The organism is Paenibacillus sp. PL91 (assembly GCF_012935325.2).
Classification (GTDB): Bacteria; Bacillota; Bacilli; order Paenibacillales; family Paenibacillaceae; genus Pristimantibacillus.
In genome coordinates this window covers 610,030-635,663 of record NZ_JABBYG020000001.1, presented here as the reverse complement: position 1 = coordinate 635,663, position 25,634 = coordinate 610,030, and the positions used below count along the sequence as shown (strand labels likewise).

Genomic DNA, 25,634 nt, shown 5'->3' with positions numbered 1-25,634 from the left:
CTAGTTATCACTGGTATGACGGAGCACTTGTACATACAACTTGACGTACCCTTATCATACTCCGAAAGGTAAAGGTTTTCAATAACATTCCACAATAAAATTAAAATCGGTCCTTATATTTGTTCCAAGCGATAGGTGTAGCCGCAGAAGGAACAGCGAAATAGAACGCTTTTGTCGCCAATCGTAAAGGTTAGCCGCTCATCGTCCTCAATCTCGATATACTCTCTTCCCTGCTCGTCCCGATCTCCGGTAGCAAACATTTGCGTCTTATTTCCGCATTCGCATTCAAAGCTCATCATGATAAGGCTGCTCCTCTTTTTTTATGGATTGTATTCAAAATAATCATAATCAGGCTGATCACGGCCATTCCTGCCGTATAGCCGCCGAAAATATCGGTTATGTAATGAACATGAAAATAAACGCGGCTCAAACCCATCATCAGAATCAGGATGACAGAAACGACCGAACAAGCTGCTTTCATCATACGCGATGCGCCGCTGAATTGTATAATGGCACATACGAGCAGGCCGAACATTGCCGTCGCCAACATGGCGTTCCCGCTCGGAAAGCTTGCGCCATCCGCCTCGATTCCCCATGCTGCGGCTGGTCTTTGCCGATCCAGCCACAATTTTAGACCTACATTGACAACGTAAGCTAGAGCTGTGCCAGCAAGGATTGCTGCTCCTCGTATCCACCCTCTCGCCCAACCAATAATGAAGCTCGCTACTAGCGTGATTCCGATAATCGCAATTGTCGAACCCAAATAAGAAAAAAGCTTAAAAACAGCAGTTGCACCATCGCTCTTCATGCTTGCCATAAGCGCTTCCGCTGAACGATCCAATGCATTGCCATCCTGCTCTGGGATGCTTGCCGCTAACGCTGCAAGCAGCAGCAAGCTCACAATTAACGTAAACAGCCAACCTTTCCATTGCTTAAGAATAAATACCAGCCTCCATTTGCTGCGGTTTCATTGCTTCATCGAGTTAGCTTCGATATAATTAGCGATGACATTATTATATTACAAAAACAACGTCAAGGAAGGGTTACGAAAAACATGTACATAGCAGATAAATGGGTCGATTACGAAGTAATAGATACTGGAGACGGAGATAAGCTTGAACGCTGGGGCAACTATACCCTTAGACGTCCTGATCCGCAAATTATTTGGCCAATTACAAATGAAACGGGTCTTTGGAAAAAAGCAGACGGTCATTACCACCGCAGCAACTCCGGCGGCGGTCAATGGTCGATGAGTCCCACGCTTCCTGAACGTTGGACGATTTCGTACGGTGAGCTCAACTTTCACATTAAGCCGACAAACTTTAAGCATACCGGCTTATTTCCAGAGCAGGCAGTGAACTGGAGCTGGATGATGGACAAAATCAGATCGGCAGGCCGCCCTATCCGTGTGCTGAATCTTTTTGCATACTCAGGCGGCGCAACCGTTGCTGCTGCCGCAGCAGGCGCTGAAGTTTGCCACGTAGACGCAGCAAAGGGCATGGTCCAATGGGCCAAGGATAACGCTCAGCTGTCAGGGCTGGAATCCGCTCCTATCCGCTACATTACAGATGATGTATTTAAATTCGTTCAACGCGAGCAGCGTCGGGGCAAGCAATATGACGCGATTATTATGGACCCTCCTTCCTATGGTCGCGGTCCGAACGGCGAGACGTGGAAGCTTGAGGAAAACCTTTTTCCGTTTTTGCAGTCGTGTACATCAATTCTATCCGACAATCCGCTGTTTCTATTAATTAACTCCTATACGACTGGCCTTTCCCCTTCTGTGCTGCACAACCTGCTGCATATGACGATGAACGCCAAATACGGCGGAGAAATTAATTGCGGCGAGATCGGGTTGCCGATTACTAAGTCCGGCTTAAACCTGCCTTGCGGCATATTGGGACGTTGGGAGTCTAAGTAATGGCCATCACCGTTTTATATGAAGATAATCATTTGCTAGCTGTCGTGAAGCCTCCTGGCATTCTCTCGCAAGAGGATGACACAGGCGATGCTGACATGCTGACGCTGCTCAAGCAGGATTTAAAGGAAAGGCACAACAAGCCGGGAAACGTATTTCTCGGCCTCGTTCACCGTCTTGACCGCATGGTTGGCGGCGTAATGGTTTTTGCCAAAACCTCGAAAGCAGCCTCCAGATTATCCGAATCCGTTCGCAGCCGCCAATTTGGCAAAACGTATGTCTGTGTGGTGCAGGGTGTGCCAAGCAAGCCTCAAGCCCGTCTGACGCATTATATCCGCAAGGACAATAAGCATAATCAGGTTACGGTCTTCAACAAACCGGCAGATGAGGCGAAGGAAGCTGTTTTAGAATATGAGATCGCTGCCGTTAACGGTCGTTATTCCTTAATCGCAGTCAAGCTGCATACAGGAAGACCGCATCAAATTCGAGCACAGATGGCGCATATCGGCTGTCCGCTCGTCGGCGATCTGAAATATGGCGCGAAGCCTGCCGGCGGAATGAGTGATATTGCGCTGTGGTCGACCTCGGTTTCAGCTCCTCATCCGGTTACAAAGGAATGGATCAGCTTCCGCTCTATCCCTAGCGGATCGGAAACATGGAGCTGGTGGTCTTCTGAGCAGCTGGAGACTGCCTCCAGAATGCTAAGCGATACATAAAAGGAAGGACGAACACCAGATGCGCCGTAAAAGGCACCGAAAAATACAAGCCGGTTTGTTAGTTTTAAGCCTAATCGGCTTGCTTATTATTTTTTTTATGCCCTTCGTTACCGATAGGGCTTCACCACCTGCTGTTCCGGCAGCGACATCTGATACCGCGCAGGATGAGCAAGCCGCTAGTACGCCATCGCCATCGCCTTTGCCTTCTCCATCCCCTTCCCCCATACCGACAGAGCCGCCAAAGCCTGTATTTGCCGATGCGGTCTGGATGGCGGTAGGCGATGTCATGATGCATACGCCGCAGCTGCCGGGCGCTTATGACAAAGCGGCAAATCGCTACAACTTTGATCCTTTTTTTGCAGAGGTTAAGCCTATTTTGGAGCAAGGAGACTGGGTCATCGCCAATCTAGAGACGCCGATTGCCGGAGTAGCGTTCGGCTATACCGGTTATCCGTCCTTCAACGCACCGATTGAGCTGGCCGAAGCGCTTAAGAACGCGGGGTTCAACTTAATTACCAACGCTAACAATCATTCTCTGGACAAAGGCGAATCAGGCGTGCTGCGTACGCTAGATAACCTGAAGGCGCTCGGCATTCCGTCCAAGGGAACGGCATCATCGCAAAAAGAAGCGGACAGACTTTTTTTATCAGAGAAAAACGGCATTGTCATGGGATTGCTAGCTTACACCTATGGAACGAACGGCATTCCTATTCCTGAAGGCAAGCCCTATCTGGTCTCGCTCATTGACGAGCAAAAAATAAAAGCCGACATCACAAAGCTTCGGGAAGCTGGAGCCGATCTCATTACGGTTTCCCTTCACTTTGGCACCGAGTATCAGACTGCACCCAATGACGAGCAAAAACGTTTGGCAAGAGCGCTAGTCGCTGCGGGGGCCGATATTATTGCAGGCTCTCATCCCCATGTCGTTCAGCCGTATGAGGTCTTTGAAGCAACAGAAGCGAATGGCCATGTAAGAAAAGGACTAATTATTTATTCTATGGGTAATTTCATTTCCAATCAGCGGGGCGAAACGAAGGATTACGGGGTTATATTCAAAGTAAATGTTCGTAAAAATATGACGGATGGTACCGTTGACCTTACCGAAATCGAATCGATTCCGACATGGGTGCATCGCTACAAGCCGGATCGTTCATTCCGCTATCGCATTTTGCCAATCGAAGAAACGATAGCCGCTGCAACTGACACCCTGCTATCACAAGCCGACTACGATATGCTTCAAAAAAATTATAAATTGCTGCGCAATCGGCTTGATTCCATGAAAAAAACAGAATAGTTTAAAGCAGGCTTACAAATTCGCAACCTTGCCAAGCAAGTATACGAGCAGCTGCTGATTATGTGAGGAAATGCGGTCCAACGATTGTTCGATCATTTCGGTCCGAATCGTTGTACCGCGCTCCGCTTCCGCTTTGCCCTTCTCCGATACCGAAACCCAAACGATTCTTCGATCATTATCATCTCTTGTGCGTTCAATAAGCCCATTTTTCTCCATCCGGTCAAGCAGTGTCGTTATTGCAGCAGGCGTGGTCGCTAAATACTGAAGCAAATCCGATGGTTTCATAGGCTGATGCTGCAGCAGCAAATCGAGCACATTCAGCTGCCCTTCCGTCAACGGAGCTAGCGACTGCTCCAAGTTGTTTTTCCATTCACGCGAAAGCTTCGTCCATAATCGAGTAAATTCTCCAGATACCATAGCTTCACACCCGCTCCCTGTCAATTTACATCTATTTGTTTTTCATTATATCAGTCTTTAATGTCGAATAAAAGATTAACCCAATTAATAATTTGCGATATTAATCGATACAATAACGAACATTATGACAGCGTTAGACATACAATGTGGCGAAGGCCCAGAGCTATGTCTATTTTTGCTTAAACAGTAAGGAGCGTGAACCCAGTGGACGAAAGAAAAGCGTTAATCATGCAAAAAATTAAAAGCTACGGCATCATAAAAGACCCACAATGGCTGGACCGCCCGGATGAGCTGGTACCATTGTGGGTCATGCTTGAAGCTCTATTGGAAGTGATCGAGCGTTTTGACCCGCCTAATCGCCCTTTTGATTAGAATCTATCAGAGAGCGTGCTAGCGTATTCGTGATCACATCATTTTTCTCTACTGGGAATACGAGCTTACCTATCGCTTTACGCTCTTCGATTGGCGCTTTCTCTGAGGTTGCAACAAGTCTCGCACCAGATGACGTAATGGCCACGATTTCCTTGTCTTCTTTGCAGTAATAAGCTCCGACTAGCGATGCGCCGTTTGGACGCACGCGCTTGCCTTCTTTGAATTCGAACGTTTGAACGCCCTTGCCGCCTCTTCCCTGAATTGGATAATCCAGCAGAAGCGACCGTTTGGCATATCCGATATCGGTGATGACGAGCACTTCGCCCTCATCCTCAGCAACTCGTTCTGCGGCAATAATCTCGTCGCCATCTTTAAGCTGGATGCCTCTGACGCCTGTTGCTACCCTGCCCATCGGATTAACCTCGGTTTCCGCAAAGCGAATACTCATGCCTTGCTTCGTGATCAGCATTATCTGCATCGTACTATCGCTAATCACGACTCGGATGACCTCGTCGCCCTCAGAAACCTTGCATGCTGCAACTGCAGTTGATCTCGTTGTCGCATATTCCTTAAGCTCCGTTCGCTTCACTTGGCCCCGCTTCGTAACGAAGACCAATGACGCGCTTGAAGATGCGATATCTTTGATCGGAATGACACTTACAATCGAATCGTCCTTCGGCATCGGAACGACGTTTACGATTGCCGTCCCCGTGTCCTTCCACTTGAATTCCGGAATTTGATGGACAGGCAATAAATAATATTGGCCCTTCTTCGTAAACAGCAGCAAATTGTCAATCGTATTGACTTCAAGCAGCTCCCGTACGAAGTCGCCTTCCTTCACTCCCGCGTTTTGCCGCTCTCCGCCTGACCTTGTGAAGGATAACATGCTTGTCCGCTTCACATAACCGTCATGGCTTAGCGTAACGAGAACATCCTCAGCCGTAACAAGCACTTCCAGGTTGACCTTCAGCTCCTCGATCTCTCCGCGTAGGTCGGAACGGCGGTCAATGCCATATTTCGTTTGAATTTCAAGCAGCTCGTCCTTAATAACGCCAATCAGCTTCTTATCGCTCGCCAAAATCGATTTCAAGTAAGCGATCTTCTTCATCGCTTCCTTCAGCTCTTTCTCAAGCGTCGTAATTTCCAAATTCGTTAAACGGTACAGCTGCAAGGTAAGAATCGCATCCGCCTGGCGTGCGGTAAAGCCGAACTTCGCTATGAGGTTGTCCTGCGCATCCGCACGATTTTTGGAAGCTTTGATCGCTGCAATGACCTCATCCAAAATATTGAGCGCTTTAACGAGACCTTCGACCACATGGGCCCGGTCCTCAGCCTTTTCAAGATCATATTTTGTCCGGAAGGTTACGACTTCCTTCTGATGCTCGATATAGGCAGACAATATTTGCTTCAGGCCCAGCTGCATTGGCGTTTTGTTCACGATTGCGACCATATTGAAGCTGTAAGCGACCTGCAGATCGGTTTTCTTGAACAAATATGCAAGTATGCCCTGCGCATCGGCATCCTTCTTGAATTCCACTACGATGCGAAGACCGTTGCGCCCGCTCTCGTCGCGTACTTCAGCGATGCCTTCGACCTTTTTCTCCAGACGAATGTTTTCCATCGCGGTAACAAGTCTGGATTTTACGACCTGATACGGGATATCAGTGATGACAAGCTGCTGCTTGCCTCCGCGCATTTCCTCGATCGAGGTTTTGGCACGTATATAAATACGTCCTTTCCCGGTAGCGTAAGCGTCTCGGATGCCCTCTTCGCCCATGATGATGCCGCCGGTAGGAAAATCCGGACCCTTCACGTAGGTCATAAGCTCCTCAAGCGTAAGCTCAGGGCTTCCCATAAGCGCGATACACGCGTCTATAACCTCTCGCAGGTTATGGGGCGGTATTTCCGTGGCAAAGCCGGCAGAGATACCGCTGGTCCCGTTAACGAGCAGGTTAGGGTACCGCGACGGCAGCACAACCGGCTCCTTCGTCGTATTATCGAAATTATCCTTGAATTGAACCGTTCTTTTCTCGATATCACGAAGCAGCTCCATCGCGATTGGCGATAAGCGCGCTTCCGTATAACGCATAGCCGCTGCCGGATCATCATCCTGCGAGCCCCAGTTGCCGTGGCCGTCAACGAGCGGATGCCCCATCTTCCAAGGCTGCGCCATCCGAACCATACCCTCGTAGATGGATGAATCACCGTGCGGGTGATAGTTGCCCATGACATCGCCGACCGTTTTAGCCGATTTCCGGTACTGCTTATCCGGCGTGTTGCCTGAATCATACATCGCATATAGAATACGCCGCTGCACAGGCTTCAGACCATCGCGAACGTCAGGAATGGCACGATCCTGAATAATATACTTTGAATAGCGTCCGAAGCGGTCTCCTACAACCTCCTCCAAAAACGCCGGTAAAAACTGTTCCAGCATACTCATGCAGAATCCCCCCTATTCCTCATACTCCATAAAGTCGACATTCTCTACGATCCAGCGCTTGCGCGGATCAACCTTATCTCCCATAAGCGTAGACACCCTGCGCTCCGCTTTGGCAGCATCCTCGATTTGAACTTGCAAAAGAGTCCGTTTCTCCGGGTCCATCGTCGTCTCCCACAGCTGATCGGGATTCATCTCCCCAAGTCCTTTGTAACGCTGAAGCTCATAATTTTTGCCGTATTCCTTCAAGTAGTTTTGCAGCTGCTCGTCTGTCCAAGCGTAACGAATCGTTTCCAGCTTTCCTGATTTACGAGTAATTTTGTACAATGGCGGCTGAGCGATGTATACGCGTCCCAAATCGATTAACGGCTTCATATAACGATAGAAAAAAGTGAGGAGCAGCACTTGAATATGGGCACCGTCTGTATCCGCATCCGTCATAATAATAATTTTATTATAGTTGCATTCCTCGGCCGCAAACTCCGAGCCTACGCCCGCACCGATAGCCGAAATAATCGCTTTATACTCGTCGTTTTTCAAAATATCGATTAGCTTGGCTTTTTCCGGATTCATCGGCTTGCCTTTAAGCGGCAGCAGCGCCTGATATTTAGAATCGCGCCCCTGCTTGGCTGAACCGCCGGCCGAATCTCCTTCCACAATAAACAGCTCCGTGCGCGTGTAGTCTTTAGACTGCGCAGGAGTCAGCTTGCCATTGAGATTCGAGCTCTCGCTTTTTTTCTTGCCGCTGCGAATTTCCTCGCGCGCTTTGCGTGCCGCTTCACGAGCTTTCGACGCTTGAAGCGATTTCTTCAGCAGCATTTGCGCAATTTGCGGGTTCTCCTCGAGAAAAACCTGCATCTTCTCGGAAACAATCGCATCTACTGCGCTCCGCGCCGATGAGCTTCCAAGCTGATCCTTCGTCTGCCCGACAAATTCCACCTCGGACATTTTGATATTGATAACGACCATCATGCCTTCACGCAAATCATTGCCCTCAAGGTTTTTATCCTTTTCCTTGAGCATTGCCGCTTTGCGGGCATAATCGTTCATAACGCGCGTATATGCTGTTTTAAAACCGGTTTCATGCGTACCGCCGCCGCGTGTCGGAATCGAGTTAACGAATGAAGCGATCGTCTCGGTATAACCATCGTTATACTGAAGAGCAACCTCCACTTCGATCTCATCCCGCTCGCTCGCAAAATGAATCACGTCATGCAGCACCGTTTTGTCCTCGTTCAAAAACTGAACGAATTGACGTGCTCCGCCTTCGTAATGAAAAACATCCTGCTTGCCGTTGCGGTCGTCTTTGATCGATACCTTTAAGCCTGAATTCAAAAACGCGATTTCCTGCAAGCGTTCGGCAAGCGTATCGTAGCTTAGCGAAGTGCCGTTCTGGAAGACGCGTCCGTCGGGCTTGAAGGTAACCTTCGTGCCCGTCCGATTCGTCGTCCCAATTACCTCTAGACCGCGAACCGGCTCCCCGACATGCTCCCGGCCAACCTCATCTACCCAATATTCAAAACGCTGCCTATGGATCTTGCCGTCGCGATAAATATCAACCTCGAGCCATTCCGATAAGGCATTCGTAACCGACGCGCCTACACCGTGCAAGCCGCCGGATTTTTTGTATCCCCCGCCGCCAAACTTTCCGCCCGCATGCAAAATCGTAAATACGACCTGGGGCGTCGGTATACCGGTCTTATGCATGCCGGTCGGTATTCCCCGTCCATTATCATGAACGGTTACTGCACCATTCTTGTGCAGCGTTACTTCTATCGCCGAACAAAATTTAGCTAAATGCTCATCGACCGCATTGTCGACAATTTCCCATACAAGGTGATGCAGTCCTGAACTGCTTGTACTGCCTATGTACATACCTGGTCTTTTGCGTACAGCGGTTAATCCTTCAAGCACCTGTATATCATCGGCCTCGTAGTTCCTGTCTGCGGCCGCTGTATTTGCAAAGAGATCTGTTTGCTCTGACATGAGCGTCCCCCAATCTGTAATCACGTTTCCGTATCTTCAAGCTATTTTAATTCAAGATGTCCTGTTTCGTAAAGACGCCAAAGGACAAGACTACTGCAACAATCCCCCAAATCGCAAGCACCGCAAGGGAAAACGGCAATGACATTCCTTCTATGGGCGGCGGTGATCCATCCAGATAAGCGGTAAGCTTCAGATTCACGGCGAACAAATATTTGGCGCTTGTCCAAGATGAGGTCATTCCTGATAAAATCGTACCTGTAATGACAGCTGCCATCATCGTCACTATGCTGGCAGTCGTGCTGCGAATGAGCACGGATGCCATAAAAGCCAGCAGCGCAACGGTCATGGCTGAAAACCACGCTAATCCCGATTGCATCCATATATAAATCCACTGGGGAACTGCATGCGCATGAGACGGATCAATCGTTGATCCTATCATTTGGAATCCAGTAAACACGGGCATCGTCCAGCCCGAGTAGCCAAAGAACAGGCCGGAGAGCAAATAACATAATAAGGCGGTCATGACGATCGTAAGCGATACATACAAGGTTAACACAATTAGCTTGCTTAGCAACACCTTCCACCGTTTAACCGGTCTGGTGAGAAGCATTTTAATCGTACCCGACGTCCGTTCGCTTGATACAATGTCTGCTCCCAGCGCCAAGACGAGCATCGGAATAAACAACGTAACCGCGTTGTCGAGAAAGCTTCTTGTAAAGGTTGCACCGTTTGGAGCGCTTGGATTAACATCATGATCCAAATAATATTGCAGCTGCTGCACGGCTGCGCGTCTGCTCCGTTTCCACTCTTCCGGTATGCGGTCGCTTGAGAGCGTATTCTCAAAATCCGTTATTTGCTGCAGCACTTGATTGCGCCAATCAGCAAATTTGGCCTCGTTATTTTGCACAACCTTCAGCTCAGCGTAAGTAAAAATCGGAATAAGCGCAAGCAAAATAAGTACGATTACGAAAAATCTTTTTTTCTTCCATACTTTCAGCATCTCGTTTTGGATGAGCGGCATGAGGCTAACCACTTGCTTCACCCTCCGTCAACGTTAAAAAAAGCTCCTCCAGCGTAGGCGCTATTTGATGAACGGACATCACCCCAATATGCCGCTCAACAAGCTGCTCTACACTTCCTGGTATTTGATCCGCAGCCATAACTGTAATAAAGGCATTCTGCATATTGGCAAGAATACTCTCATCTATCAGGCGGGATTCACGCTTTATAAATGCAATTTCACGATTGCTCGCTAGCACCTGCTTACCGAGCTCCGGCTCATCAAGCTGCCAGACCACATAACCGTTAGCCTGCTCAACAAGATCGGCTACCTTGCCCTCGGCAAGCACGCGACCGCCATTGATAATCGCCACCCGATCGCATAGAAGCTGTATTTCGCTAAGCAGATGGCTGGAAATAAATACGCTCATTCCTTGATCCGCAAGCATTCGGACAAATTCACGCAGCTCCTTAATTCCTTTTGGATCAAGCCCATTCGTCGGTTCATCCAAAATAAGCAGCTTTGGCCAGCCCAGCAGCGCTTGCGCGATCCCAAGCCTTTGCCGCATGCCGAGTGAATAGGTTTTTACCTTTTCATGAATTCGCCCCTCCAGTCTAACGATACGAACGACCTCCCAAATGCGGGCCTCATCCACTCCTTTCAACATTCGGGCAAAATACGCAAGATTTTCGAAGCCGGTCAAATACGTATACACCTCAGGATTCTCAACGATACAGCCAACAAGCGCCAAAGCCTTCTCCGGCTCCGTTTGCACGTGATAGCCGCCAATATGCACCTCTCCTGCGGTTGGTTTAATGAGATCAACCAGCATGCGGATGGTAGTCGTTTTGCCGGAGCCGTTCGGCCCGAGAAAGCCGAATATTTCCCCTTCATTTACTTCGAAGCTTACGTCATGAATAATCGTTTGACCGCGAATTTTTTTGTGCAGCCGATTGACGGATAGAACCGGTTTCATCATGATCTCCTCCTGATGGGGCGTTTCGTAACAGCTATGTCCACTCTTGAGCGCAATAAAACCTTCTAATTTAAGGAATCCAATATTCGTGAAGCTATTTTCCCATAGCCTTGATGATTAGGGTGAAAATGATCATTGGACAGAAAGTCACCGATTTTTCCTTCAAACAAATCATACGTTGGAATCATGATCATATTCGGATAGCTGTGAAGCAGAGAATACGCCTCTGCATTCCACTGCTGTACCTGCAGGCTTCCGATGCGCAGCTCTTCAATATCATAGAACGGATTGTACAAACCGACATAAACGATTTTTGCAGTGCTATTGATCCTGTTAAGCTCCTGAGTAACAAGGTCGAACTGATTCATTACGGCTGGAAGCTCTTTCGATCGTTCCAGCATACGGATGACCGATAGCTTGCTTTTTGCATTCCGGGCACGCGCATGTTGAAATAAATCGTTGCCTCCAATCGTTAAAAGGATCAAATTGGCACTTTTCAGTGCGTAAGCAAAGCCGCTATCACTTTCTAGGCGTTCTGCGAGCTCATCGGCACGCAGCCCGTTAATCGCGAGATTGTTAACGATTGTAACCGGTTTATTCCATCGGCTGCGAAGTCCTTCGGCTACCTGCTTCACATACCCTTCGCCCGTATGATCGCCGGTTCCCTTCGTAAGCGAATCGCCAAGAGCGACAATTCGAATTTCCGTTGCATTTTTATAGGAATTAACTTCTGGACGCACGGCAGCCTCTTGCTTCCATTCCTTCGTATTCGTCTCTTGTTTCAAGTTAGGATAGAGGGTATCCTTGACTGCCCATCCAAAGCCAAAGATTAGCAACGCTGTAGCGCATATCGACGATACGCCTAATAAGCGCCATAACATAGCCGCTTTCAAGTTGAAACGCGCCTCCTCCCATTAGCCGTGCAAGCATGCATGGCTCTAATTATTGTTGTTAGCATGTTTTGCAGATAAATGGGATTTATGTATGCGGCACTAAAATATATTTTTAAAGCTGATGAAAAAGCAGTGTCACCTTTCTCGGTCATTGTTAGTGTTTGACATTTCTCGACAACCTTTTGTAATATGTATTACGATTAATAAACATTAAATTTTATTATTGAGGTAGCCGAATGAACGCAACTGAACGCATAGATTGTATGAAATGCAAGCATTTCTACGTCACCTGGGATCCTAGCTCGCCTAAAGGCTGCAAGGCATTTGGCTTTAAGACGAAAATGCTTCCAAGCACAATCGTCCTACAGTCCTCCGGCAAGCCTTGCTTGCATTTTGAGACTAAGCAAAAGCAGCAATCTTAATAAATGTTTATAGCGACTTTAAACCAGCCATTCTTCCCAAATTCCAATCAAGTTTTTCCATTAAAAAGAATTAAACATGGTAAAAAACAAAAAAGCACCCTAGGGTGCTTTAGAAAGCTTTACGCTCGAATAGGCATTGCCTATCGGCTGCTATTTGTGTTTAGACCAATTCGGATCGCTATTTTCAAGCAAATAGGAGAAATCGTTTTCCAGACGTTTTTGCTCTTGCTTCTTCTTCTCTTCTTCCTGCTTGCGCAGCTCCTCCTTGCGCGATGCTTCCGCTTGCTTCATTTCGTCCGCTTGGGCTTTGAGCTTGCTGAGGACGTCGCTGCCCAGTAAATCTTTAAGCGTCAGACCATTGTCAGCCTCTTTTTTTGGCGCTGCCTTTGGCGGTGCCGACGCTGCTTTCTTCTGTTTCTTGCCCATTACGATTACACCTGCCTTATGATGAGTTCATACTATTCGTCGTACTTGCATTACAGCATTCACGCTAAAAAAATGATCGTTAATTATATTAGCTTCCATCTGCTAGCCTTGCAAGTATTAGCTCGATATTGGATTCAATTCATGCTAGCAAAAAACCGTCTCTAAGCCTTTATGCTTAGAAACGGCCCTGATGGAGACTAATTATTCATTGCCATACTCGATATAGAGCGATTCAGCCGCTTTCCTTGCCATGTCACGCGCCTGCTCGACGTTTGAAGCAGAGCTAAGCGCAACCGCCATGCGGCGTCCAACCTTCGTTTCCGGCTTGCCGAAAACGCGAACCTGCGTGTTAGGAACCGTCAACGCCTCTTCAATGCCGCCTACGCGGAAAACGTTTGCCTCCCGATCTGCTTTGAGCGTGTGCGAAGCACCAGGCGTAAGAAGACGAATGGTCGGGATAGGTAGCCCTAGAATGGCTCTTACATGCAGCGCAAACTCAGATAAATCCTGAGTAGCCATCGTCACCATGCCTGTATCATGCGGACGAGGCGACACTTCGCTGAATAAGACGCCGTCCTTCGTGATGAACAACTCTACGCCGTAGATGCCGTAGCCGCCTAGTTCATCCGTAATTCGCAGAGCTATCGCTTCCGCCTGTGCGATTTGCTGCTCCGTCATTTCATGCGGCTGCCAGGATTCAATATAATCGCCATCCTTCTGAACATGGCCGATCGGCGGGCAATAGCTTGTACCCGAAATGGATCGCACCGTCAGCAGCGTAATTTCGGATTCAAACGTAATGAAGCCCTCAACGATAATGCGCTGCTTCTTTGCACGCCCGCCTTCCATCGCGTAGTTCCAGCATGCTTCAAGCTCCGCTTCTGAGCGGCAAACGCTTTGCCCTTTGCCTGAAGAACTCATGATAGGCTTAATGACGCAAGGGAATCCAAGTGCTTCAGCCGCTTGACGCAGCTCGCCCAGCGTGTCCGCAAAAAGGTAAGGAGCCGTTGGAAGCTCCAACGTTTCAGCAGCAAGGCGGCGAATACCTTCGCGGTCCATCGTCAGCCAGGCAGCCCGAGCGGTTGGAATGACGCGATGCCCTTCCTTCTCCAGCTCCAGCAGTGTTTCCGTTGCAATCGCCTCGATCTCAGGAACGATAAAGTCTGGACGCTCCTTCTCGATAATGCGGCGAAGCGCTGCTCCGTCAAGCATGTCGGCCGTATAGCTGTGATGAGCAACCTGCATCGCCGGCGCATTCTCATAACGGTCTACGGCAATCGTCTCAATACCTAACCGCTGTGCCTCCAGTACAACCTCTTTGCCAAGCTCGCCTGAGCCAAGCAGCATCATTTTACGCGCATTCGATGTTAACGGTGATCCATACATAAAGAAAAAGAACCTCCTGGAAGCAAATCGAAACGTTATCCGCAGCTGCAGCTGGTTTGGACAAGCGTTTCGGTTCGTTTTTTCTTCCATTGTGGAGGTTCCTCGATTAAAAATCAACCATTTTTATGTTGTTTATTATAGAAACCGATACTGCGCTTCGATCAAGCCGTTATAAACACCGCGCTTGGCAATAAGCTTCTCATGATTGCCTTGTTCTACGATTTGGCCATGGTCAAGCACGATAATTTCGTCAGCATGGCGAATTGTCGACAAACGGTGGGCGATCATAAAGGAAGTGCGGCCTGCAAGCAGTGCTTTAAGCGCTTCTTGAATTTTAAGCTCCGTTTCGGTATCGATGCTTGCCGTCGCTTCATCCAAAATCAAAATTTGCGGATCGGCCAGCAGGGCGCGTGCGAACGACAACAGCTGTCGTTGTCCCATCGAGAGCACATTCCCCCGCTCCTCAACCTGCGTGTCATACCCGTCCGGCAGTCCCATAATAAAATCATGGGCATTAACCGCTTGTGCTGCCTTCACAACTTCCGCATCTGTGGCATTCAGACGACCATAGCGGATATTATCACGGATTGTACCAGCAAAAATGAACGTATCCTGAAGCACGATGCCGACCTGTGAGCGTAAGCTCTCAATGGTGACATCACGGATATCGATGCCGTCAATCAGCACGCGTCCTTCAACGGGATCATAGAAGCGGCATAGCAGGTTGATGATCGTGCTTTTGCCAGATCCGGTATGGCCGACGAGCGCGATAGACTGGCCTGCTTTCACGTCAATCGTTACGCCCTTCAACGCCGGTCTGCCCTTCTCATATTCGAACACGATGCGGTCAAACTTCACGTCGCCTTTAATTTTTGGCAGCGGCTTCGCTTCCGTCAATTCGGCAACAGTCGGCTCCTCGTCGATAAATTCGAATATACGCTCTGATGATGCCATCGCAATGAGCAGCTGGGAATACATTTGGCCGAGACGGTTGATCGGGTCCCAGAAGTTACCGATATAGTTCGCATATCCGACTAGCAAACCGACTGTGATCGCTTCCGATTGAATCAAATGAGCACCGTACCAGAACAAAATAAAAGTCCCGATTGCAGAGGTGATTTCGATTACAGGTCCAAAGGCTTGGTTAAGAGCAGAGGCTTTGTTCCAAGACTTCACGTTGACCGTATTCATATGATCAAAAAAGCTCATATTGTCTTTTTCTTGCACATAAGCTTGTGTGACCTTCATCCCTTGAATGCTCTCATTCAAGTGGGAGTTAATGCGGGATTGCTTCATTCGCACATCCTGCCAAGCAAAACGGATTCTTTTGCGCAGCGTCGTTGATACGAGGAACATAAGCGGCACCGTAATCATGACCGCGAGACCCAGCTTAAAGTTCCACACTAGCAAAATGATGACGATACCAAACAGCTGGACACAGTCCATCAACAAGTTGACGACCCCGTTCGTGAATAGGTCCTGCAGCGCATTGACGTCGTTCGTCACACGAACGAGTACGGATCCCGCCGGACGCTTATCGTAGAAACGGAAGCTCAGCTTTTGAATATGCTGGAACAAATGGTTTCTTAGATCATAAATGACGCTTTGACCGATAATGTTCGTATATTTGATCCGGTACGTATTGGATGCCCATTGGATAACATATAAGACTAACATGATACCAGCAATGATAAGCAGCTTAGATACGCTTGTAGCTCCATTCTCAGGAGCAATGGCTTCATCGATAGCCAAGATGACGAGAGCGGGAACGCCAAGTCGTGTCATCGTGCCGAGAATCATCATAAAAATGACAGGCATTAATTGCTTGCTGTATGGCTTCATGTACATGAACAAACGGCGTAATTGTCCCCAGTTAAACGGTTTTTCGATAAGCTCATCGTCTTGATAAATAAAGCGTTCGTTTTTGTTGCTGGCCTTTGCTTTGACACTCGTGCTCATTATACGGTACTCCCTTTCCGATCATGCGCTTGCTCGACCAATGAAGAGTCATCAAGCGGATAGTCAGCATATTGAATGTTGTAAGTGTCGCGGTACGGCCCCTGCTGCTTAATCAGCTGTGCATGCGTACCCCTTTGTACGATATGGCCATTGTCCAGCACGACGATTTCATCGGCATGTCTGAGTGAGGAAATCCGGTGAGCGATAATAAAGGTCGTACGGCCTGCCATCAGCTCCTTGAAGCCTGCTTGAATTTCGTGCTCGGTTTCCATATCTACGGCGCTGGTGGCATCATCCAAAATAAGAATGCGCGGGTTTTTGATCAGCGCTCTCGCAATCGCGATCCGCTGCTTCTGGCCGCCGGATAAGCCCATCCCTCTCTCGCCGACGATCGTATCATAGCCTAGCGGCAGCTCCATAATGAAATCATGCGCTTTGGCAAGCCTTGCTGCATATTCGATTTGTTCCGGCGTAACATCCTTCACACCGTAAGCGATATTGTCACGGATCGATGCCGAGAACAAGAATGTCTCTTGGAATACGGGTGCAATCAAGCGGCGCAGGCTTGCGACATCCAGATTGCGAATATCGATGCCATCAAGCGTAATCGTACCGTTTTTCACGTTATAGGCTCTCATGAGCAATTGAATAATCGTTGATTTTCCGGAGCCTGTCGCACCTAGAAATCCGATAACGGAGCCCGCTGGCGCATCGATTACAATATCCGTTACCGCTGGCGTTTTGTCTGGATAGCTGAAGGTTACATGATCAAAGCGAACATGGCCCTTCACCGACTCGTTGCTTACTTCAATGGCATGCTCCGTGTTTTTAACATGTACATGCTCGTTCAAGAGGCCGAGTACCCTCTCGCCTGATGCTTTGAATTGCGTGTAGTTATTGATATGGAACCCAAGACCCCACATCGGACCGATAATGTACCAAATCAAGCTGAAGAATGCGACGAATTCACCGAGCTTCAGCGAACCGTTAATTACAAGAATACCGCCGCTGACAAGCAGGATGACAGCGCTTAAGTTAGCGACAAGCTCCATAACCGGGAAAAATTTTGCCCAAATCTTTGCGGCCCCGACTTGATTCGTCTGATAAGCTTCGCTGCGCAATGAAAATTTCGATACCTCATGGGATTCGCGCGCAAACGATTTAACCGTACGAACGCCCGTAATGTTCTCTTGCACCGCTGTCGTTAAGTTGCTCATCGCTTGGCGCATTTCACGGAAAGCAGGGTGAATGTTGCGTTCGAAGCGAATGGCCGCAAAGCCGAGAAGCGGAATCGTCACAAGTGTGATAAGCGTAAGCTGCCAATGGATCGACAGCATCATGGCTCCGCCGAACACGATCATAAGCACCATGTTCAAAATTTGCGCAAAGCCAAAGCCGATAAAGTTGCGGATCGCTTCCAGATCCGCTGTGAGGCGAGACATGAGATCTCCCGTCTTCGCTTTGTCATAATACTGATAGGAGAGCGTTTGCAGCTTGTCATACAACGCGTTTCTCATTCGGAACGCCACTTTGTTGCCGAGCCGTCCGCCAAAAAATCCGTGCAAAAACTGCATGCAGCCTTTCAAACTGACGACTCCTACTACCGTAAATGCAAGCGCTGGAACTAATTCGAATTTCTCTGGCATGATAACATCATCAATGAGGTATCGCAGCAAATTCGGATAGACAAGTCCGAGCGCCGTAGCGCACATTAAGCATAATATGGAGGAGAACAAAAACTTTCGCTCCGCCCAATAGAATGCTTTCAACTGCCTTAAAACGTCCAAGTAAATCCATCTCCCCGTATCTATTTTGTAAGTATGAATGAATATTATCAGCATCGTGAAATGCGAGCAAACAGTATAAATATGCATATATGTGATAGAAACCGCTTAAAGACGCATTATGGAAATTGGAAACGGTTAATGCTCCCAATTGGTCCTAAATCATGACAAATATGTGCCTATTACTCACTTTTTGCACGAAAACACACTAAAATAAAAAATGCTTTTGCAGGCGCGATTAGCGCCGGCAAAAGCATTCAGCTATTAATGCGATAGAACGATCGACATTCATTGACTATTAGAGATGAATGAGTTGATTGTAGAGCAGCTTGAGTTCAGCCGTATCCGCGCTTCCAGTCAGCGAGCTGCGCTTGCCGCTTTCGTACGCCAGCATATCCTCCTGCAGCTCGCCACCAGCTTGAACCGCAGCTTGCTGCCAGACCTGCTCGTAAAACGACGTCCATAGCGCCGTTTGCTCGGCCATCCAGCCATTCAGTGAAGGAGCAAGCAGCGTCTCAAGCTCTTTGCGAAGCAAGGACTTGCCCTCGCCTTCAAAAAATTGCCGAGGCGATTTAAATCGGCTCCAAAGAAGCTTTGCATCGATCGTGGATGCTTCCCATGCAGCAGGCTCCTCCGGCGTTGGCAATGCAGCTGCCGAATAAGGGATTGCGCTGTAAGCGGCGATAGACGCCTCCAAACGCTGCGCCGTGCTGACGTAAAGCTTTTGAAGCAGCGAATGAACGCCTCGCTCCATCCGCAATGACGTAGCCAGCATCTCCTGCGAAAGCTCCAGCTGGACAAGCCGCTGCAGCTCAAGCCACGACGTCCAAATCGCTTTGCGCAAATCACGTCCATCATCCTGCAGTGACGCAGGGTTGAAGGCAAGATTGTAAAACTCGCCAAAGCGATATTGAATGCGCTGCACGACATAATACAAGAGCTCGCTAAGCTCCTGCTTAAGCTGCTCTGGCATAGCCCCCGATTGCAGCGTTTCGATCTCGCTCGTTCCTTCATGAACGGCCTGTTTAAGCGTGTTCAGCTCCGCTTCCCTCGCAGCAGCATCGCCCTCAGCGCTTTGAAGCCAGCCAGCAACCGTTGCAGCCGCACGCTTCAAATCCTGCTCAGCAGCATCGATAGCAAGACGACCGAGGTCGTTCTGAATAAAGGAAAGGAATGATTGCTCGAATGCCTCCATGCCTGAGCGGCCAAGCAGCTCGGCATCGCCGCTAAGCTTGCCGTCAAGCGCCTGCAGGCTTGATACAGGGAATAGTCGCGGCGAGCGAATCGCATGCTGCAGCAGATTCGTTTCCACGTGCTTCAATACGCCGTCAAGCTCCTCTTGATCCGCTGCCAAATCGGCTGCGTTCACGAGGAAAAACATTTTGTCGAGCTCGAACTGATCCTTCACCCTGCCAAGCTGCATCAGAAACTGACGGTCGGCTTGGGAGAAGGCATGGTTGTAATAGGTTACGAACAAAACGGCATCGGCGTTTTTGATATAGTTAAAGGCTACGCCCGTATGTCTGGCATTAACCGAATCCGCGCCCGGCGTATCAACGAGCACGATGCCTTGTGCGGTTAGCGCGCAATCGTAGTGAAGCTCGATTTCGCTGACGAAGCAGGAACGCGATTCCTCTGCTACATAGCGCTCATACTCCGCTTGGTCGACCGAAAGCTGCTGGCCAAGCAGCGCTTCATGCTCTGCCCAGCCTGCGCGGGCGGCGCGCAGGAAGCTAAAGTGCGGGCGGCCGCCAGCCCCGATGGAATCGGGGGTCAGCTTGTCAATCGCCCGCATAAGCGCTGCGGCATCCGGCAGATGCTCGGTGCCGGCCTTCTCGCCGAGCAGCGCCAAGGAATAGCGCAGGTCGTCTTCGATTGCTGCGCGCGACTTCATGACGATGCGCGCCGTGCCATGGCCGTGCTCCGCCGTAGGGGGCACGAGCCGGTTGATCGCGGCGGTCGTCGGATTAGGCGAAACCGGCAGCACCGGTTCGCCGATCAGCGCGTTCGCCAGCGATGATTTGCCGGCGCTGAAGGCGCCGAACAAGGCGATGGTGAAGCGGCTGTCCTGCAGACGCTTCGCCTTATCGCGCATCGCGTGCGCTGCAGCTGCCAGCGCCGCGTGCGGCGCAAGCAGCTCCGCCGCGCTCGTTAAGCGCGCAGCAGCGCTGTGCTGCTGCGCCAGCGCGGCTCCGCCAGCTAAGGCGCTCCGCCCTGCTGCCTCGCGCCTAGGCGCTGCTGCGCTGCCGTGTCCGCTATCGCTCGCGAGCGCTTCACGCGCCGCTGCCACAGCGCTTGCCGCGGACACGCCCGCACCGGCACCAGCTGCGCGCGGTGCCGGCAAATCCGGCCTAGCCGGCGCCTCAGGCATCGCTGCCGCAAGCCGCGACTCATGCTCATCAGCGCGCTTAGCAAGCGCAGACAGCGCCTGAATAGCGCCAGCCTGCGCTTGAAGTGCCGCCAGCTGTGCCCGTGCCTCAGCGGCAGATGCTTCGCCTACCGCCGCCGCATGATCCGCCAGCGCATCGATCAGCTCAAGCGCCCGCTGGCGATAAACCGCCTTCACATCCGCGGCGAGGTCGCGGCTATACGTCATCGTATATTCGTTCCCGATGACGGCTCCAGCTTTAACCCGCGCCAGAAGCCATTCCGAATCAGGCAGCCAAGCAAGCGTTCTAGCGAGCTCTGCTTCCAGCCGCTCGCTGTCAAAGCCGATACGCTCTCCCTCTACGCGCAGCAGATGCTTCACATGCCAGTCAATTGAAGCGCTGATTAAGCTGTTCAATTCGTCGCTAAACGCCTGCAGGCGCCTTTCCTGCTCCGCAGCCGTCTTCGCAGCCGCAAACAGCAGCCCCGCCTTAAAGCCGGGCTTGCGGCTCTCCAAAAACGTTTGAGCCAAATCACGCAGTCCAGCAGGCGTAATATTCGCATTATCGAGCAGCGTCTGCAGCTCTTTGCGAAGCTGTCCGCGATAGACTTCTATATCATCAGCAATTTTGCGGATAAGCTTCTGCAAGCGGTCCATTTCACCCGTTACAAGGGCAGCAGCCTCTTCGCCGCCTGCTTCCTCGAGCAGCCGTTCCCGCTCAGGCTCCCGCTGCAGCTCGGTCCATTTCAAATGCCCCGCCGCCACATGGCGCAAGGAGGCATCTACGCTGTATACGCACAGAGGCCCCCGAATCGTTTGAAGCTGATCCAGCAGCTCCAGCAATGACTCCCATTCCTGCTCCGGATGATCCGGCTCGCGCAACGACAAATAAACGATCCCCGCCGGCTCCAAATGCCAAGCGTGAAACGCATCCTGCACGCTTTGACGATAGCTTGCGAAGGAGAGCTCGCGATCGCGATGCTTATCAATCTGATTCACGATAAAGTATAAGGGCTTGCCCCAATCCTTCAGCTGCTTCGCAAACGAAAAATTGATTTCCGATTGCACATGGTTATAGTCCATTACATAAAACACGACATCTGCAAGATGCAGCGCCGATTCCGTAGCCATTCGATGCGCGTCATCGGTGGAGTCGATACCCGGGGTATCAAGCAGCACGGTATGATCGCCTAGCAGCTCGCTAGGGTAAACGATAGATACCGATGTGAACTGCTCTCCGTCCACGCAGTAGCGGTCAAGCTCATCAATTGGAACCTCCGCTTTTGTTGCTACGCCGCCGCGAAGCGTCTCTACAGCCGCGTAAGCCCGATCGCCGCCTCGAATTGATACAACGTTAGCGCTCGTCGGAATAGGGCTTGAGGGCAGCAGCTTCGCTGCGCATAAACGATTGATTAAGGTTGATTTGCCAGCCGAAAAATGTCCACAAAAAGCGACAGTAAGCCGACCGTCGGTCAGCTTACTGTTCAGCTCCTGTGCTTGCTTGGCATGTATGGTATCTCCTGCAGCTTCCATTAAACCTGCTGCCTCGGATATAGCTTTTGCTATGCTTTGCACCGTTAATTCTGTCATTTGCTTCTCCTTAAACGGCTTGCTCTTCTTCAGACGGCAGGCAAATTTCAAAAACGTTGCCATGCTGCAAAATCATAATGTTGCGCTCTTTATCTCTCATCACGACAACCTCTGGCTTTACGCGCATACGCTCGATATATTGCTCAGGTACGTCGCCGGAGCCGCTCACTGTAATTCCTTCCACAACTAGGTCTTCGTTCTCCTCTGGCGGAGACTCAAGCACCTGCTCGTAAATATCGGAAAAAAGCTCAAAATTGTTTGTGTAAACGGAAATACAGTTCATTTTCATCATCCTTCATTGGCTATTTTAGGTTTTATACTCTTATTTTTTGTTTTAAAACCTGGCTTCATACGTTGTTTTCCTTCTTTGCACAAATCAAGCAGCGGACAAACCGGACACTGCGGGCTTTGCGCTTTGCAATGATAGCGGCCAAAGAAGATAAGCCTGTGGTGAGTCAAGGTCCACTCCTCGCGCGGCACGAGCTTCATCAGCTTCTTCTCAACCTCTAACACGTTATCCTCCTGCTTGGCGAACCCCAGCCTCTTCGATACGCGATCCACATGCGTATCAACGGCGATGGCTGGTACGCCAAAGGCGTTGGACATGACGACGTTGGCCGTCTTGCGGCCTACGCCTGGAAGCTCAGTCAAGCCCTCATGGCTCTCAGGCACTTCCCCGCCATACTTATCGATAACGATGCGGCATAGCTTTTGTATATTGGAAGCTTTACTGCGAAACAAGCCGATGCGGCGAATGTCCTGCTCAAGCTCCTCCAGCGGTACGCTCAAATAATCTTCGGGACGCTTATATTTCTCGAATAAAGACACCGTCACTTTATTGACCGTTTCATCCGTACATTGCGCCGACAGCAGAACTGCTATCGTAAGCTCGAACGGATTGCTGTGATTAAGCTCGCAGTGAGCATCAGGAAACATGTCCGCAATGATGTCCAGTACATGACGCATTTTCTGTTTCGCGCTCATCGTCCTCTCCCCTAATCAAACACTATCGTTCAAAGTGTAGCGAAATTTGTCACGCTTCGCAACCGTAATCAAGCATATTCTATAAAAAAACTGCCCCTAAGGGCAGTTTTTTCACAAAAAATAAATATCTCGGGCTGTTATCGCCACATTTTTAAGAATTTCGTTACTTGACGATTGCAATCACATTGTTCCTAAAGCTGTAAATCGTAATCTTATCTCCTGCTTTAAAAGCCGTAATCGCAACTTCATTTCCGTTAGAGAAATATTTGCTATTGCTCATCACATTAAAATAATTCCGGTTATCCGTTGTTGATGTAATTTCCGTTCCAATTTGAGCTGTAGTGGAATTGTAGCTTGTGAATACACGGCTCTCGCCGATCGCAGCTGTAATTTGGGTTTTGACGCCATCCGGCTTCTGAATCTCAACATAATCGCCCACAGCCAGCAGGCTTGTCGCATTGCCTGAAGAAGCTCCTTTGATGATTTGAAAGCCAGCATCGCCATTAAAAGCCAACGTTTGGCCTGCTAGATCCACAATCGTCACACTGTTTGCCGCAATGGACTGTATCTTGCCAAAAGTAACAGGCACTACTCTTGCAGATACAGCTTGTTTTCCGATATAGCTTACCGTGATCATTGAGCCAGGAGCAACCTGATCTACCGTCAGCTTAGCGCCTACCTCGTTCAACAGGTCTGTGCTGAGTACCGACAGATCGAAAGCTGGAGTAGCAGCATTTTTAATGCGAAGCCTTTTGTACACATTATCGATCGATAATACCTCATACTGCGTATTGGCATGAACCTTAATCGTGGATACTCGGTCCTGCGTGCTGCCTAATTCCAGTGTAAGCGTATCTCCCGCTTTTAAATCACTGTAGCCTGCATTACTGATAGCGGAATGCTCTACAGTTGCGGTGTTATAAGGTACAGATATGGCAGCACCGCCATCCAATTTCACGGTCATCAAGTTGGAGCTTGCATTCAATGTAACCAAAGTACCAACATACTTCGTTACGAATTGAAGCGAAACAATCGAGTTGCCGGTGTAACTAATAATAATTTTACGGTTTTGCGTCAATAGGCTGCTAGCAGATGCCAGCGTTAGTGCGCCGCCGTTATATTCAATTTTTGTCTTGTCTGTAAAATACAACGCTTGGGCATTGCTGCCTGCCGCATCAACGACCGTCAATAGTTTTTTATCATAAAGAAAACTTGCTACTTGCGCACCTGCTATCATTTTCACATTGCGCTTCGCAACTTTAACCTTCGTCACTTGATCCTTATCATCAAAGGTAAGCTCAACTTGATCAGCTTCCTTAATCAAGTCTTGAACCGTCGCTGCTACCATTCCATCAATTTCTACGGTCACCGTTTCCGCCATAAACTTGGATACGAGCTCGGAGTCTGTTTTAATCGTGATGAGCTCGCCGTCGGTCCCATAAAACGTGCCGCTTGCTTTTGTCGTTGATGCTTGCGGTGAAGCAACAATTTTAATGGCCTGCGGCGTTTCGCGGAATGTGTCCTGTACGATGCTGATTTGACTATCTCTTTTAATAGCGCTTAATGAAAGTGCATTGCCTTCCGTGTCAACAACGGCAACCGAGTCGTTATAAAAAATTTCAACCGGCTTATTGTCGATCCAAACATATATTTTTTTCTCAGCTGCAATTAGTCGATCAAGCGTTCCTGTAATGGTTTTTGTATATTGCTTGTCGCCTTTCACTTCAACGTATTTCGCTTTGCCGTCTTTAGCAATGACCGTTACATCGCCATACTCTACCAATTGCTGCTTCGTGATCGGCGTTTCTTTATCGGCATGATAGAATAGCGTATCCGAATCAATGGTGTAGCTTGTTTCATTCTTATCGCTATAAATCGAAATAGACGAATCCGTAATAAGAGAAGCGATTCCGGTTATTTGTCCTTCATAAGCTACAGGAAATAGCTTTTCAGCACGGCTGAACATCGTTGCAAGACTTGCCCGGTTCACATTCACTTTTGGTTCGAATTTTGCCGATGTTACGCCTTTGACAAGATCAAGCTTTAAAGCCGCATTCACATACCCTTTATAAATCGAACTAATTTGTGAATTATCCGAGAAGGCAGAATCGGTATCCTGCAATAGCTCGGCTTCCTCATCCTTCTCGATCGCACGAACCAATAGCTTCGTTACCCATTCGCGGGAAGCTGGCTTCGTGCCCCAAGCTACTTTAGAATCCTTCGCAGCGAGCTCGAACTCCTCTTTCTGATCGAGCAAGCCTTCCTCAAAGGCAAGCGTCACATACGCTTTAAAGAAATTGCTGACAGCAAAGGAAGTCGGGAAGCCGATAATCGCACTTTGATCCGCTTTTTTATCCAAGCCGGCAAAGCGCAGCGCCATGAGCACTGCCTCCTGCTGGCTTACATTTTCGCTTGGACGGAAGACGAAAGAGCCGCTAGTTGTAGTGTACCCTTCAATAATTCCCTGCAAGGCAAGCTTTGCGATATGCTTCTCAGCCCAGTGGCCGCTGCTAACGTCTTTAAATGGTGTCGAAAGTGTGGAGGACGCAGCACTAATCTGCGAAGGAATGAGTACACCGCTGCCAGCAACCAGCGAAAAAGCCAGCGCTCCGATTAAGATCTTTTTGCCTGCAAATTGCAATGTCATAGAACAATATTCCCCCTGAAAGTTTTTATGATGATTCATGCAGAAACGACTTCGCT

Annotated in this window: 20 protein-coding genes; 4 read left to right on the top strand and 16 right to left on the bottom strand. The window is 49.3% G+C overall.

Translation table 11 applies throughout. The features are described 5' to 3' along the window. Positions 1-113: 113 nt before the first annotated feature. The gene (locus tag HI950_RS03025) at positions 114-299 is read right to left on the bottom strand and encodes a hypothetical protein (RefSeq protein ID WP_169081652.1); all 186 of its coding nucleotides are present in this window, start codon (positions 297-299) and stop codon (positions 114-116) included. Continuing rightward, positions 296-901, bottom strand: coding sequence for a phosphatase PAP2 family protein (locus tag HI950_RS03020; protein ID WP_169081653.1), 606 nt, complete (start codon positions 899-901; stop codon positions 296-298). Before HI950_RS03020 ends, HI950_RS03025 begins: the two co-directional genes overlap by 4 nt. A gap of 153 nt (positions 902-1,054) precedes the next feature. Between HI950_RS03020 and HI950_RS03015 the strand changes: the two genes are divergently transcribed. From HI950_RS03015 to HI950_RS03005, 3 genes are read left to right on the top strand one after another with little or no spacing between them, the layout of a single operon-like run. Then, entirely contained in the window at positions 1,055-1,921 is an 867-nt protein-coding gene (locus HI950_RS03015; RefSeq protein ID WP_169081654.1) for a class I SAM-dependent methyltransferase, read from the top strand. After that, complete coding sequence (locus HI950_RS03010) at positions 1,921-2,634, top strand: RluA family pseudouridine synthase (RefSeq protein ID WP_169081655.1); 714 nt, start codon at positions 1,921-1,923, stop codon at positions 2,632-2,634. The genes HI950_RS03015 and HI950_RS03010 overlap by 1 nt, the downstream gene beginning before the upstream one ends. A gap of 19 nt (positions 2,635-2,653) precedes the next feature. After that, positions 2,654-3,928 (top strand): CapA family protein, encoded by a 1,275-nt coding sequence (locus HI950_RS03005; RefSeq protein ID WP_223285080.1) that lies wholly within the window; start codon positions 2,654-2,656, stop codon positions 3,926-3,928. Between the two features lie 12 nt (positions 3,929-3,940). Here HI950_RS03005 and HI950_RS03000 read toward each other — a convergent pair whose 3' ends face one another. After that, positions 3,941-4,345, bottom strand: coding sequence for a MarR family winged helix-turn-helix transcriptional regulator (locus HI950_RS03000; RefSeq protein WP_053376323.1), 405 nt, complete (start codon positions 4,343-4,345; stop codon positions 3,941-3,943). A gap of 204 nt (positions 4,346-4,549) precedes the next feature. On the opposite strand from HI950_RS03000, the gene HI950_RS02995 reads away from it, so the two are divergent. Further along, positions 4,550-4,717 carry a hypothetical protein gene (locus tag HI950_RS02995; RefSeq protein WP_169081656.1) on the top strand — a complete coding sequence of 56 codons (168 nt, stop codon included), beginning with the start codon at positions 4,550-4,552 and terminating at the stop codon, positions 4,715-4,717. On the opposite strand, the gene gyrA is transcribed toward HI950_RS02995, so the two are convergent. From gyrA to HI950_RS02930, 13 genes are all read right to left on the bottom strand, one after another. Then, on the bottom strand, positions 4,698-7,160 hold the full coding sequence (gene gyrA, locus HI950_RS02990; protein ID WP_169081657.1) for a DNA gyrase subunit A: 2,463 nt from the start codon (positions 7,158-7,160) through the stop codon (positions 4,698-4,700). The two genes, HI950_RS02995 and gyrA, sit on opposite strands and share 20 nt — an antisense overlap. A 12-nt stretch (positions 7,161-7,172) precedes the next feature. Next, the gene (gene parE / locus HI950_RS02985; RefSeq protein WP_169081658.1) at positions 7,173-9,143 is read right to left on the bottom strand and encodes a DNA topoisomerase IV subunit B; all 1,971 of its coding nucleotides are present in this window, start codon (positions 9,141-9,143) and stop codon (positions 7,173-7,175) included. Between the two features lie 46 nt (positions 9,144-9,189). Beyond that, positions 9,190-10,176, bottom strand: a complete 987-nt coding sequence (locus HI950_RS02980) for an ABC transporter permease (RefSeq protein WP_169082218.1) — start codon at positions 10,174-10,176, stop codon at positions 9,190-9,192. Further along, positions 10,169-11,122, bottom strand: coding sequence for an ABC transporter ATP-binding protein (locus HI950_RS02975; RefSeq protein ID WP_169081659.1), 954 nt, complete (start codon positions 11,120-11,122; stop codon positions 10,169-10,171). The genes HI950_RS02980 and HI950_RS02975 overlap by 8 nt, the downstream gene beginning before the upstream one ends. A gap of 62 nt (positions 11,123-11,184) precedes the next feature. Then, the gene (locus tag HI950_RS02970) at positions 11,185-12,012 is read right to left on the bottom strand and encodes a GDSL-type esterase/lipase family protein (RefSeq protein ID WP_223285079.1); all 828 of its coding nucleotides are present in this window, start codon (positions 12,010-12,012) and stop codon (positions 11,185-11,187) included. A 572-nt stretch (positions 12,013-12,584) separates the two neighbouring features. After that, positions 12,585-12,860 (bottom strand): YqkE family protein, encoded by a 276-nt coding sequence (locus tag HI950_RS02965; protein WP_169081660.1) that lies wholly within the window; start codon positions 12,858-12,860, stop codon positions 12,585-12,587. Between the two features lie 201 nt (positions 12,861-13,061). Next, positions 13,062-14,246 carry a formate-dependent phosphoribosylglycinamide formyltransferase gene (gene purT / locus HI950_RS02960; RefSeq protein ID WP_169081661.1) on the bottom strand — a complete coding sequence of 395 codons (1,185 nt, stop codon included), beginning with the start codon at positions 14,244-14,246 and terminating at the stop codon, positions 13,062-13,064. Positions 14,247-14,381: 135 nt separating this feature from the next. Continuing rightward, on the bottom strand, positions 14,382-16,205 hold the full coding sequence (locus HI950_RS02955) for an ABC transporter ATP-binding protein (RefSeq protein ID WP_169081662.1): 1,824 nt from the start codon (positions 16,203-16,205) through the stop codon (positions 14,382-14,384). After that, on the bottom strand, positions 16,205-17,992 hold the full coding sequence (locus HI950_RS02950; RefSeq protein WP_169081663.1) for an ABC transporter ATP-binding protein: 1,788 nt from the start codon (positions 17,990-17,992) through the stop codon (positions 16,205-16,207). Before HI950_RS02950 ends, HI950_RS02955 begins: the two co-directional genes overlap by 1 nt. 295 nt (positions 17,993-18,287) lie before the next feature. Next, positions 18,288-21,947, bottom strand: coding sequence for a dynamin family protein (locus HI950_RS02945; protein ID WP_169081664.1), 3,660 nt, complete (start codon positions 21,945-21,947; stop codon positions 18,288-18,290). 10 nt (positions 21,948-21,957) lie between these two features. Then, positions 21,958-22,230, bottom strand: coding sequence for a hypothetical protein (locus HI950_RS02940; protein ID WP_053376335.1), 273 nt, complete (start codon positions 22,228-22,230; stop codon positions 21,958-21,960). A gap of 5 nt (positions 22,231-22,235) precedes the next feature. Next, positions 22,236-22,931, bottom strand: coding sequence for an endonuclease III (gene nth / locus HI950_RS02935; protein ID WP_169081665.1), 696 nt, complete (start codon positions 22,929-22,931; stop codon positions 22,236-22,238). A 163-nt stretch (positions 22,932-23,094) separates the two neighbouring features. Next, positions 23,095-25,578: an S-layer homology domain-containing protein gene (locus HI950_RS02930; protein WP_169081666.1), complete on the bottom strand. Its 2,484-nt coding sequence runs from the start codon at positions 25,576-25,578 to the stop codon at positions 23,095-23,097. Positions 25,579-25,634: the final 56 nt, after the last annotated feature.